Origin of the sequence: Amycolatopsis sp. Hca4, from assembly GCF_013364075.1 — a bacterium.
In the GTDB taxonomy this organism is placed as follows: domain Bacteria; phylum Actinomycetota; class Actinomycetes; order Mycobacteriales; family Pseudonocardiaceae; genus Amycolatopsis.
On the sequence record NZ_CP054925.1, the window covers coordinates 2,846,406 to 2,858,400 of the forward strand.

General features: G+C 70.6%; 10 protein-coding genes and 1 pseudogene. 6 read left to right on the forward strand and 5 right to left on the reverse strand.

Features of this window, described 5'->3' with window-relative positions; translation table 11 throughout:
* Nucleotides 1–2: 2 nt before the first annotated feature.
* The 4 genes and pseudogenes from HUT10_RS12305 (at nucleotide 3) to HUT10_RS12320 (ending at nucleotide 4,440) form a co-directional block, all read left to right on the forward strand.
* Nucleotides 3–1,286 (forward strand): extracellular solute-binding protein, encoded by a 1,284-nt coding sequence (locus tag HUT10_RS12305; protein ID WP_176171317.1) that lies wholly within the window; start codon nucleotides 3–5, stop codon nucleotides 1,284–1,286.
* A 2-nt stretch (nucleotides 1,287–1,288) separates the two neighbouring features.
* Nucleotides 1,289–2,233 (forward strand): carbohydrate ABC transporter permease, encoded by a 945-nt coding sequence (locus HUT10_RS12310; RefSeq protein ID WP_176171318.1) that lies wholly within the window; start codon nucleotides 1,289–1,291, stop codon nucleotides 2,231–2,233.
* A complete protein-coding gene (locus tag HUT10_RS12315) occupies nucleotides 2,224–3,072 on the forward strand; it encodes a carbohydrate ABC transporter permease (RefSeq protein WP_176171319.1) in 849 nt (282 codons plus the stop codon). The genes HUT10_RS12310 and HUT10_RS12315 overlap by 10 nt, the downstream gene beginning before the upstream one ends.
* Nucleotide 3,073: 1 nt before the next feature.
* Nucleotides 3,074–4,440: pseudogene (locus HUT10_RS12320) on the forward strand (beta-N-acetylhexosaminidase).
* A 4-nt stretch (nucleotides 4,441–4,444) separates the two neighbouring features.
* Here the strand turns inward: HUT10_RS12320 and HUT10_RS12325 are convergent.
* A complete protein-coding gene (locus HUT10_RS12325) occupies nucleotides 4,445–4,690 on the reverse strand; it encodes a hypothetical protein (RefSeq protein WP_176171320.1) in 246 nt (81 codons plus the stop codon).
* Between the two features lie 15 nt (nucleotides 4,691–4,705).
* Nucleotides 4,706–6,448, reverse strand: coding sequence for a M64 family metallopeptidase (locus HUT10_RS12330; RefSeq protein WP_176177795.1), 1,743 nt, complete (start codon nucleotides 6,446–6,448; stop codon nucleotides 4,706–4,708).
* Nucleotides 6,449–6,589: 141 nt separating this feature from the next.
* Between HUT10_RS12330 and HUT10_RS12335 the strand changes: the two genes are divergently transcribed.
* Nucleotides 6,590–7,726: a hypothetical protein gene (locus tag HUT10_RS12335; protein WP_217709593.1), complete on the forward strand. Its 1,137-nt coding sequence runs from the start codon at nucleotides 6,590–6,592 to the stop codon at nucleotides 7,724–7,726.
* Nucleotides 7,727–7,738: 12 nt separating this feature from the next.
* On the opposite strand, the gene HUT10_RS12340 is transcribed toward HUT10_RS12335, so the two are convergent.
* The gene (locus tag HUT10_RS12340) at nucleotides 7,739–8,407 is read right to left on the reverse strand and encodes a response regulator (protein WP_176171321.1); all 669 of its coding nucleotides are present in this window, start codon (nucleotides 8,405–8,407) and stop codon (nucleotides 7,739–7,741) included.
* Nucleotides 8,404–9,978: a sensor histidine kinase gene (locus tag HUT10_RS12345; RefSeq protein ID WP_176171322.1), complete on the reverse strand. Its 1,575-nt coding sequence runs from the start codon at nucleotides 9,976–9,978 to the stop codon at nucleotides 8,404–8,406. Before HUT10_RS12345 ends, HUT10_RS12340 begins: the two co-directional genes overlap by 4 nt.
* A gap of 157 nt (nucleotides 9,979–10,135) precedes the next feature.
* Here HUT10_RS12345 and HUT10_RS12350 point away from each other — a divergent pair, with 157 nt between their 5' ends.
* A complete protein-coding gene (locus HUT10_RS12350) occupies nucleotides 10,136–11,479 on the forward strand; it encodes a cation:dicarboxylase symporter family transporter (RefSeq protein ID WP_176171323.1) in 1,344 nt (447 codons plus the stop codon).
* Nucleotides 11,480–11,576: 97 nt separating this feature from the next.
* Here HUT10_RS12350 and HUT10_RS12355 read toward each other — a convergent pair whose 3' ends face one another.
* Nucleotides 11,577–11,972: a helix-turn-helix domain-containing protein gene (locus HUT10_RS12355; RefSeq protein WP_176171324.1), complete on the reverse strand. Its 396-nt coding sequence runs from the start codon at nucleotides 11,970–11,972 to the stop codon at nucleotides 11,577–11,579.
* Nucleotides 11,973–11,995 lie beyond the last annotated feature (23 nt).

Below are 11,995 nucleotides of genomic sequence, written 5' to 3' on the forward strand. Positions count from 1 at the left end.
CCATGAGACTGCGCCGCACCCTGCCCGTCGTCGCCGGGCTGGCCCTGCTGGCCGGCTGCGCGCCCACCCAGTCCGCGCCCGCGGGCAGCGGCGGGGACGACAAGACCGGCACCGTCCGCGTCTGGCTGTTCGACGAAGCCAACCGCGCGCCGAAGGAAGCCGCGGTCAAGGACGCGATCACCGAGTTCAAGGCGGCCCACTCCGGCGTCGAGGTCGACGTCCAGTGGGTGCCGGTCGAGGGCCGCGCCGACAAGTTCTCCGGCGCCTTCAACGACCCGGCCAACGCCCCCGACGTCGCCGAGTTCGGCAACACCGACGTCTCCAGCTACGCGGCCACCGGCGCGCTGGCCGACCTGACCGGCGACCTCGCCGCGTGGCCGGAGGGCAAGGACCTCATCCCGACCGTGCTGGACACCGCGAAGTCCGGCGGCCAGACCTACGGCCTGCCCTGGTACACCGGCATCCGGGCGCTCTACTACCGCACCGACGTCTTCACCGAGCTCGGTCTCAAGCCGCCGTCGACGCTGGCGGAGCTGACCGACACCGCTCGCCGGATCCGGGCCGCCAAGCCGGACCTCTACGGCATCTCCGTCGGCGGCAAGTACACCTACGCCATGCTGCCCTTCCTCTGGGCCAACGGCGGGGAGCTGGCGCAGGACACCGGCGGCAAGTGGAAGTCGACGGTCGACGGTGAGCAGGCCAAGGCCGGCGTCACGCAGTACGCGTCCCTGCTCAAGGACGACATCTGCCCGCCCGCGCAGTGCGCGAACCTGACCGGCACGCAGAGCGTCACCGCGTTCGCCGGCGGCAAGGCCGGGATGACGATCGGTGGCGACTTCAACCGCAAGGCCGTCGAGCAGGGCGCGGTGAAGGGCAAGTACGCCGTCGTCCCGATCCCGGGCACCACGGCGGGCAGCGTCGCGCCCGCGTTCGCCGGGGGCAACCTGCTGGGCGTGTTCAAGGCGAGCAAGCACCGCAGCCTGGCCCTGGAGTTCGTCGAGCTGCTCGGCGGCGCGAAGTACCAGGAGAAGATGTACACCGCGATGGGCAACCTGCCGACACTGGGCAGCGTGCAGCAGAAGCTCGCGGCGAACGACCCGTTCCTCAAGCCGTTCGTCGACACGCTCAAGGCGGGCACGAAGTTCGTCCCGGCGACGCCGGCGTGGTCGAAGATCGACAGCCAGAACGTGCTGCCGACGGCCGTGCAGCAGATCGCCACCGGCGGCAAGGACCCGGCGGCGGCGCTGGCCGACGCGGCCGCCGCGATGAACCGGGCCTTCGGCTAGTGGTGACGATCCAGGAGACCCCTTCCGCCACGGCGCCCGCACGGCGGCCGCGGCGGAAGGGGGACGGCCGGGCCGCCGCGCTCTACCTCGCCCCGGCGGGCGTCCTGCTCGCCGCGCTGCTGGCCTACCCGATCTACCAGCTGGTCGTGATCTCGTTCTACGACTACGGCCAGCCGCAGGCCGCGGGCAACGCGCCGCTGGTGTTCCTCGGCTTCGCCAACTACGCGGACCTGCTGTCCCAGGCGCAGTTCTGGACCGTGCTCGGCAAGACGGTCGGGTTCGCCGCGGCCTGCGTCGTCGGTTCGCTCGTCGTCGGCACCGGGCTCGCGGTGCTGGCTTCGCGGGTGCGTTCGCTGCCCCGGATGCTGCTGTTCCTGGCCGCGCTGGGCGCGTGGTCGACGCCGGCGATCGCCGGCTCCTACGTCTGGCTGTTCCTCTTCGACACCGACTTCGGGCTGGTCAACGAGGTGCTGTCGGGGATCGGGCTGCCGTTCGAACACCATTCGTGGACGTTCGGCACGCTCGGCGCGTTCGGGCTGGTCGCCGCCGAGGTGATCTGGTGCTCGTTCCCGTTCGTGCTGGTCACCATGTACGCCGGGATCAAGGGCGTGCCGGACGAGGTGCTCGAAGCCGCCTCGCTCGACGGCGCGTCGGCGTGGCGCACGACCTGGACGATCGTGCTGCCGATGGTGCGGCCGCTGCTGATGATCGCCACCGTCCAGTCGATCATCTGGGACTTCAAGGTGTTCACCCAGATCTACGTGATGACCAACGGCGGCGGCGTGGCCGGGCGCAACCTGGTCCTCAACGTGTACGCCTACCAACAGGCCTTCGCCGGGCAGGAGTACGGCCTCGGCTCGGCGATCGGAGTCGTGATGACGCTGTTGCTGCTGTCGGTCACCGGGCTGTACGTCCGGTCGCAGCGCCGGAGCGCGGCATGGCTGTGAAACGTCCGGGCCGGCTGATCGCCGAGGTCGTCACCGTCGTGGTCGCCGGGATCGTCGCCTTCCCGCTGTACTGGATGCTGCTGTCGGCGGTGAAGCCGGCGAGCGAGATCCAGTCGGCTTCGCCGAAGCCGTGGACGTTCCACCCGTCGTTCGACAGCTTCTCGCGCGTGCTCACCGTTTCGGGCTTCGGGCGGTACTTCGTCAACAGCCTGCTGGTGGCGCTGGTCGTCGTGGCGCTGTCGCTGCTGCTGTCGTTCCTTTCGGCGGTGGCTTTGACGCGGTTTTCCTTCCGGGGGCGCACGGTGCTGCTGGTGATGACGCTGGTGGCCCAGATGGTGCCGGTGGAGGCGCTGACCATCCCGCTGTTCTTCCTGATGCGGTCACTCGGTGCGGCTGTGCCGGCTTTCGGGTTGAACGAGCTGGGTTCGCTGGTGCTGGTGCACCTGGCGTTCAGCCTGCCGTTCGCGATCTGGATGCTGCGCGGGTTCGTCGCCGCGGTGCCGGTGGAACTCGAGGAAGCGGCCAAGCTGGACGGCGCGTCCCGGGTGCGGTTCACCTGGCAGATCCTCTTCCCGCTGGTGGCGCCGGGGCTGGTGGCCGTGAGCGTGCTCGCGTTCATCCACGCGTGGAACGACTTCCTGTTCGCCAAGACGTTCATCGTCTCCAAGACCGAGAACCAGACGCTGCCGCAGGCGATCCTGGTCTTCTTCAAGCCGGAGGACACCGACTGGGGTGCGGTGATGGCGTCGTCGACGCTGATGACGATCCCGGTGCTGGTGTTCTTCGTCCTCGTCCAACGACGGCTGGTGTCCGGCATGGCCGGCGCCGTGAAGGGCTGACATGGCTTTCGACACCCTGCTCCCCCGCCCGGTCTCCGTGACGCCCGCTCCCGGCACGTGCCCGTGGCCGTCCACGGTGGACGTCCGGCCCGCTTCACTGCCGCCGGAGGGCTACCGGCTCACGATTTCCCCGTCCGGTGTCGTGCTGGAAGTGGCCGACGCCGCCGGGGAGGTCTACGGACGGGAGACGCTGCGGCAGCTGGCGGGCCCGGCCGCGTTCCGGGTGGCCGGGTTCGCGCCGTCGTCGCTGCCGTGCGGGGTCGTCGAGGACCACCCGCGGCTCGGGTGGCGCGGGTGCCTGCTCGACGTCGCCCGGCACTTCCGGACCAAGGCCGAAGTGCTGCGGTTCGTCGACCTGCTGGCGGCGCACAAGCTGAACGTGCTGAACCTGCACCTCACCGACGACCAGGGCTGGCGCTTCGAGGTCCCGTCGTTCCCCCGTTTGACGTCCGTGGGCGGCTGGCGGCCGTCGTCGATGGTGGGCAGCGGCGGCGAGCAGGACGGCCGTCCGCACGGCGGGTTCTACACCGGTGACGACCTGCGGGAGATCGTCGCCTACGCTTCGGCGCGCGCGATCACGGTGGTGCCGGAGATCGACATCCCCGGCCACGCGCGGCGGCGCTCGCCGCCTACCCCTCGCTGGGGACTTCGTCCTCCTACGAGGTCTGGACTTCCTGGGGGATCAGCACTTCGCTGCTTTCGCCTACGCCGTCCACTTTGGACTTCTTCCGCGAGGTGTTCGACCACCTGCTGGAGATCTTCCCGTCGCCGGTGATCGCCCTGGGCGGCGACGAGACCCCGGGCGCAACCGACGAGCACCGCGCGTTCGTGCGGCAGCTGGCCTCTCACCTGGTGGCCCGCGGCCGGACGCCGATGGGCTGGGACGAGGTCCTCGACATCGACGGGCTCCCCCCGATGGTGATCGCTTCGTGGCAGAACGAGGAGGCAGGCCTGCGGGCGGCTTCGCTCGGGCACGACGTGGTGATGTGCCCGGAGCAGCACGTGTACCTGGACCACCGGCAGTCTCCGCACCCGGACGAGCCGATCCCGGTCGGGGAGGTGCACACGCTGGAGGACGTGTACGCATACGAGCCGGCGTTGAGCGGGGCGCGGCTGCGCGGCGTGCAGGCGCAGGTGTGGAGCGAGCACCTGGACAGCGTGCGGCGGGTGGACTACATGGCGTTCCCGCGGTTGTCGGCGTTCGCGGAGGTGGCTTGGAGTTCCGGGCCGAGGGACTACGAGGAGTTCCTGCCCCGGCTGCGCGACCACCACCTGCCGCGGCTGGACGCGCTGGGCGTGGAGTACCGGCCGTTGGACGGTCCGCACCCGTGGCAGCTGCGGCCCGGGGTGCCGGGCCGGCCGCGCTAGCGGCTCAGAGCCGGTACCTGGGCAGCACCCAGTTCGAGAACATATCCGCCACGTCGGCGACGGCGTCCTCGTCCTCGTCGCGGCCTTCCGCGCGCAAGAAGACCATCGTGTCGAGGATCTCTTGGTACAGGTGCTCGCGTTTCACTCCGCGCTCGAGCTGCTCGACGAGCAGCGGCCTGATCTCGGGGACGCTCAGCCCGGCTTCCACCGAAGCCAGCAGCCGGGCGCGAAACCCCTCTTTATCCGTCATACAGCTCAGCCCCTCCTACGGCAGCAGCGTCACCGTGACCGACTTCGTCGGGCCCACGTTGCCCGCCGCGTCGATCGAGCGGTACTCGATGCGGTGCTGGCCGTACCCCGGCTTGCGCTCCGAGAACGGCGACACCGTCAGCCCGCCCTCGCCCAGGTTGCCGTACGCGAGCCCGTCGATTTCCGTGCCGCGCGGGGTGAACAGGTACGGCGCGTTCGGGTCCGTCGGCCAGCCGTAGTACTTGTGCCAGCCGTCGCCGTCCACGCGGAACTCCGGCATGCCGTCCGGCGACTCGAGCTTCAGCGTGAACGAGCCGTGGTACTCGGGGCCCGGGGGCAGCTCCGCCGTGGTCTGCGGGCCGGTCGCGTCCACCGTCCACGTCACCGTCGTGCCGCCGGTCGTCGCCGTCAGGGTGTGCGTGCCGCGGGACAGGTCGAGGGCGTAGTCGGTGCCAGTCCCGGCGTAACGGCCGTCCAGGGACCAGAAAACCTCCGGGATCGAGCCGGTCGGCTCACCCGTCTCGACGTAGACCACGTCGTGCCCGCCGACCGGCAGCGACGTCGACGCCACGACAGCCGGGCCGCCCGCGGGCGCGGTGACCACCGCCGTGTCCACCGTCCAGGTCCGGCTCGCGGACGGCCGGGCCGCCGGGTCGCGGACGAACGGCGTCGGGTCGGTCACCGTCGCGGTCAGCGTGTGGCGGCCGGGCTTCACGTGCGCGGTGCGCAGGTCGACCGCGTCGCGGCCGGGCAGCCTCTTGCCGTCCAGCGTCCAGGTGACGTCCAGGCGGTGGTCCACCGGGTGCATCGGGCGGACCCACACCACGCGGTCGGCGCCGATCGTCCCCGCCGGGGTGCCGCCCGCGATCAGCGGGACCTTCGCCGCGATCCGCTGCGTCATCCGCTCGCGGCCGACCTGGTCGAACGCGTAGCCGAGCGTCTTCATCATCGAGTGACGGCTCGGCCGCCAGACGCCGGTCTGGGTGTACAGCCCGCCTTCGAACCGGCCGATCGTGCCGCCGGCCTCGCTGGGCTCGCCGAGCCAGCGCCACCACTTCGCGTGCTGCGCGCGCATCTGCGGCTCGGTCAGCAGCGTGTGGTGGATCGACGCCGGTTCGCCGCCCTCGTACGCGCCGCCCGGGACGTTGCGCGCGTAGTAGTCGTACTCGTCGTCGAGGCCGCCGAGCGAGTGGCCGAGTTCGTGCGGCGAGATCAGCGCGGACAAGGCGTTCCCGCCGGACGCCGTCGCGTACGTACCACCCGCGCCGCCGTAGGTGGAGCTGTTGCCCAGCGCCAGGATCTGCCGGTTCGCGCGGGTCGTGCCGGGTACGAGGTCGGCGTACCGCTGGGCGGCCGTGTCGTCGACGGTCAGCAGCCGCTGCACGCTCTGCGCGTTGCAGCCGCCCCAGAACCCCATGTTCAGCGGGGTGTCGCGCCGCGGCGCGTCCAGGCCGGGGTCACAGTCCACACCGGACTCCGGCGAGGCGATGGAGACGGCGAAGACGTTGAAGTAGCTGCGGTAGGACTTGAACGGCTCGAGCGACCACAGGGTGCGCACGTGCCGCTGGACATCGGCGAAGAACTTCGGCTGCTCGGCGGCGGTGTAGCCGTCCCCGAGGACGACGAGGTTGAACCGCTGCGCAACCGGCCCGCTCACCTGCACCTCGGTGACGGAGGCCGCAGGCTCGGCGGCGTGCGCCGGCGCGGCCAGCCCGGCGGTGACGACGAGAGCTGCGACGAACCCGGCCCACTTCCGCATGGCGGCACTCCCCTGGTCGGTGATCGTTCCGGTGTACCGCACGGCGAGCGTCGCCGGAACCGCCGGAAGTCGCAGACGCGGCCGTGTAGGCCGTTATACGCACCTGAAACACGACGCGGCCTTCCTGCGACAGACTCGACCATGGAGCAGCTGAGTTCCGGAGTGGTCGGGTTGATCGTCGGCGCCGTGCTCGGACTGGCGTTCTCGGTCCTCTTCGAAGACGCGTTGAAGCGAGCACTGACCAGGTCCGCCGCTCGCGTTCGCCGGTCACTGAGCCGGGGCGCCCTGCCCGACACCGGGACCGAGTTCACCCTCGGCCCGCTGCGGACGAGCGTCGTGATCGTCGAGGGAGACGGCACCCAGGTCATCGATGAGCAAGCGGTGAACGTGGTCGTCGATCCCGGCGTGGTGGACCTGCCTGCCGATGTCGCACGGCTACGGGACGAGGTAGCCGCGCGTCAAGGAGAGTCGGCCCGCGCGGGCGCACACGCACACTGGAACGGCCCAACCTATGCCGTGTCCGGGTTTTCCGTCCACCGTATTGGTGTCGACGAGGCACCGGGAGTCCGGCTGCGCGTCAGGAGCACCGATTACTTCACCTTCCTGGCGACCCAGCAGCTGGATCGCGAGCTGCCGGGAGGGGGCACGCTCCGCAGCCGATACGTGACCCCGTTCTCCCTCACCACGGTCCCCGACTTCATGTGCGCCAGTTTCGGCACGTACGTGGCCGTGGTCACGGCAGACCGGATGGCTGTTTTCGCGAAGCGAAGCAAGGCGGTGGGGGCCTTCCCCGGGTTGTGGGACGCGTCGGCCAATGAAGCACTGTCTCGCTCCTTGGATTCACACGGACGCACTCCGCCGAGCCTCTACGACGTCGCGAGACGCGGGCTGCTCGAAGAGCTCGGGTTGGAGCGCACCGAATACCACCTGGAACTACTGGCCTTCGACATCGATCGCCGGACGAACCAGTGGGGCTGCATGTTCACCGCCTCCCTGCACGAGCTCACCGCGGCGCAGCTCGCCGAGCGACGGACACGAGGCGTGGCCGACAAGTGGGAGCACGACGAGTGGGAATTCGTCCGTTTCCGGCCCTCGGACGTGATGAGCCACTTGCTGCGGCCTGATCGGCGGAACCGATGGACCCCGGTCGCGCCCGCCTTGTTCTACCTCGCCCTCGTCAGGAATTTCGGCCGAACGCGGGTCGAGAGGCGTGCCCGTGACGTGATCCGGTCCGCCGCGGCGACGGGAGCCGGCGAGCCGAGAGCCGAGCCGTCCTGAGCCGGCAGGTCGTTATACGCGGGTCAAGCGGTACCAGACCTCCGGCCGCCCGACCTGGCCGTAGTGTGGCTCGCGGTGGGCCATCCCGTTGTCCGCCAGGTACTCCAGGTAGCGCCGGGCCGTCACGCGGGAGGCCCCGATCGCCGAGGCCGCCGCGCCCGCCGAAAGGCCCTCCGCCGCGCCGGAAAGGGCGTCGGTGATCGCTTCCAGGGTCTGGACGCTCATGCCCTTCGGCAGCGGGGGCTGCTCCGTCGTGCGCAAGGCACCGAGGGCGCGGTCGATCTCCGCCTGGCCGGTGACCTCGCCGGAAGCGTCGCGGAATTCCGCGTAGCGCTCCAGCTTTTCGCGCAGGGTGGCGAAGGTGAACGGCTTGAGCAGGTACTGCACCACGCCGACCGAGACCGCCGCCTTGACCAGGCCGAGGTCGCGGGCCGACGTCACCGCGATGACGTCGATCGGCAGCCCGGCCGCGCGCAGCGAGCGGCAGACCGCCAGTCCGTGCGTGTCCGGCAGGTAGAAGTCCAGCAGCACCAGGTCGACCGGCTCGCGTTCGCAGAACCGCAGCGCCTCGCCGCCCGAGTGCACCACGCCGGCCACGGCGAACCCGGGCAGCCGCTCGACGTACACGCGGTGCGCCTCGGCGGCGACCGGCTCGTCCTCGACCACCAGCACGCGGATCACCGGCTCGCCTCCTGCCGCGGGAGCCGCACGGTGAACACCGCGCCGCCGTCGTGCCCGACCTCGACCGTGCCGCGGTAGCGGCGCACCGCCTGCCCGACCAGCGCGAGCCCCAGCCCGTGGCCGTCCTCGGCCTTCGTCGACCAGCCGCGCCGGAACACGTCGGCGTCCTCGGGCACGCCGGGACCGGAGTCCGCGACGCGCAGGAGCAGCCCGTCTTCGTCCGTGCGGGCGGTGACGACGACCTTCGGGTGGCCGGTGCCGCGCACGGCCGCGTCGAGCCCGTTGTCGATCAGGTTGCCGAGGATGGTCACCAGGTCCCGGGCCTCGATGCCGAGTGAGACGTCGTCGATCACCGTGTCCGGGGTGACCGTCAGCTCGACCCCGCGCTCGCTCGCTTCGGCCGCCTTGCCCAGCAGCAGCGCGGCGAGCACCGGCTCGGCGACGGCGCCGACGACCCGGTCGGTGAGCTCCTGCGCCAGGGCGAGCTCGGCGGTGGCGAACTCGACGGCCTGCTCGGGTTTGCCGATCTCGACGAGGGAAACGACCGTGTGCAACCGGTTCGCGGCCTCGTGCGCCTGTGACCGCAGCGCCTCGGCGAGGCCGCGGGCGGTGGTCAGCTCCCCGGTGAGCGTCTGCAGTTCCGTGTGGTCGCGCAGGACGACGACGGTGCCCTGCGCGCGGCCGCCCGAGCGGACGGCGGTCGTGCTGACCAGCAGCACGCGCGAATCCGTCAGGTGCAGTTCTTCGGCCCGGTTCTCCGCCGACGTGAACGCTTCGGCCAGCCCGCCGGGCAGGCCCAGCGTCGCCAGGTCGCGGCCGACCGGGTCGGCGTCGAGGCCGAGGAGCGCGCGGGCGCCGTCGTTGCAGAGGCCGATCCGCCCGTCCCGGTCGACGAGCAGCACGCCTTCGCGGACCGAGTGCAGCACGGCTTCGTGGTACTCGAACAGGTTGCTCAGCTCGTCCGGCGCGACACCGCGGGTCTGGCGCCGCAGCCGGGCGCTGATCAGCCAGCCGCCGAGCGCGCCGACCACCAGCACCGCGCCGGCCACGCCGAACAGCGGCCACAGCCGTTCGCGCAGCTCGGCCGAGATCGCGGCGACGGTGATCCCGACCGCGACCAGCGCGACGACCCGGTGGCCGGCGTCGAACACCGGGACGACCGTGCGCACCGACGGGCCGAGCGAGCCGGTGTAGGTCTCGGTGAGCTCCTCGCCACGCTGCGCCCGGTCGATGGTGCCGATGTAGTGCTGCCCGATCAGGGCCGGGTTCGGGTGCGTGTAGCGGATCCCGGCCGGGCTCATGATCGTGATGAAGTCGACCTGGGTGTGGGCCTGCACGCGCAGGGCGAACGGCTGCAGCGTCACGCTCGGGTCCGGCGTACTCACCGCGGCGGCGACGGTCGGCGCGTCCGCGACCGTCGCCGCGACCGCGCGGACCTGGTCGCGCGCGTTCTCGTCCACCGCGCGCTGCGCGTCGATCCAGGCGAAGGTGATCCCGGCGCCGGCCAGCACGCAGAGCACCGCCAGCTGCAGCACCAGCAGCTGGCGCGCGAGGCTCCAATGGGACCGCACCGTCGGGGGCACCTCCTCATACCAGCACACCGCGCGGCCGGCTGTCCGAACGGGACGGTGCGATCATCACACGAACTCAATGAACACAAGTGAGCCGGATCACCGAACTCGGCCTACAGTGTGCCGCAACCTGAACACCCCCGAGCTGGAGGCAACGGTGCCTACACCGACCCCCGACGCGGCGCCGCGCCGCCGCGACAAGACCCACTACCTGTACCTGGCCGTGATCGTCGCGGTCCTGCTCGGGATCCTGGTGGGTTTTCTCTTCCCCGGTTTCGCCAAGGGCCTCAAGCCGCTGGGCGACGGGTTCGTCAACCTGATCAAGATGATGATCTCGCCGATCATCTTCTGCACCATCGTGATCGGGGTCGGCTCGGTCGCCAAGGCGGCCAAGGTCGGCAAGGTCGGCATCCTGGCGCTGGTCTACTTCATCGTGATGTCGACGTTCGCGCTCGCCATCGGCCTGGTCGTCGGCAACCTGCTGCACCCGGGCGAGGGGCTGCACCTCAACCCCGCCGACGTGAAGAGCGTCCAGAAGTCCGCCACCGGCACCGACGGCCCGGTCGACTTCCTGCTCCACATCATCCCGAAGACGTTCGTGTCCGCCTTCACCGACGGCCAGGTCCTGCAGACGCTGCTCATCGCGCTGCTCGTCGGCTTCGCGCTGCAGAAGCTGGGCCCGAAGGGCGCGCCGATCCTGCGCGGGGTCGAGCACATCCAGCGCCTGGTCTTCCGGGTACTGGCGATGATCATGTGGGCCGCCCCGATCGGCGCGTTCGGCGCCATCGCCGCGGTGGTCGGCGCGACCGGCTGGGCCGCGCTGAAGAGCCTCGCGGTCATCATGATCGGCTTCTACGCGACCTGCCTGGTGTTCGTGTTCGTCGTCCTCGGCCTGGTGCTGTGGCTCGGCGCCCGCGTCAACATCCTGAGCCTGCTGCGCTACCTCGGCCGCGAGTTCCTGCTGATCCTGTCGACGTCGTCGTCGGAATCGGCGCTGCCGCGGCTGATCGCGAAGATGGAGCACCTGGGTGTCGGCAAGTCGGTCGTCGGCATCACCGTGCCCACCGGCTACTCGTTCAACCTCGACGGCACGGCCATCTACCTGACCATGGCGACGCTGTTCATCGCCGCGGCCCAGGACGAGCCGCTCTCGATCGGCGCCCAGATCGGCCTGCTGGTGTTCATGATCATCGCGTCGAAGGGTGCGGCGGGTGTCAGCGGCTCCGGCATCGCCACCCTGGCCAGCGGCCTGCAGTCGCACCGGCCGGAACTGGTCAACGGCGTCGGCTTCATCCTCGGCATCGACCGGTTCATGTCCGAGGCCCGCGCGCTGACCAACTTCGCCGGCAACGCGGTGGCGACCGTCCTCATCGGGAACTGGACCAAGGAGTTCGACCGCGAACAGGCGGAACGGGTGTTCGCCGGGACAGCGCCGTTCGACGAGGCCACGTTGATCGACGAGGAGCAGCAGCCCGAGCCCGAAGAAGTCGCGGTGAGGTAGTTCCCTCGACGTTCGTGCCCACGCCCCCGCTGTGCACGAACCACCGCGGGCCGCGGTGCGAGTCTCCCCGACCTCGCACCGCGGCCCGTTCCACGTTTCAGCCGGCCGTGTCGTAGGCGATGCGCGCGGCGGCGATGTCGTCGCGGTGCTGCTCCGCCCAGCCGAGCAGGCCGTTCAGCGACTGGTACAGCTCCTTCGCCATCGCCGTGGCCTCGTACTCCACGCGGGGCGGGACGGTCGGGTAGATCGTGCGGACCAGCAGGCCGTCCCGCTCGAGGTTGCGCAGGGTCAGCGTCAGCATCCGCCGGCTGATGCCCTCGACCGCGCGTTCCAGCTCGGTGAACCGCACGGGGCCGCGGATGGCCTCCAGGAGGATGCCGATCGCCCACTTGCCGCTGATCCGGTTGATGACCTCCAGCACGGTGCAGACGTCGAGTTTCTCCGGGTCGATCTCGGTGACCTGGACGGGTACACCGATGTTCCCCTGGGACATGGAAGTGCCTCCTTACGCGGGCA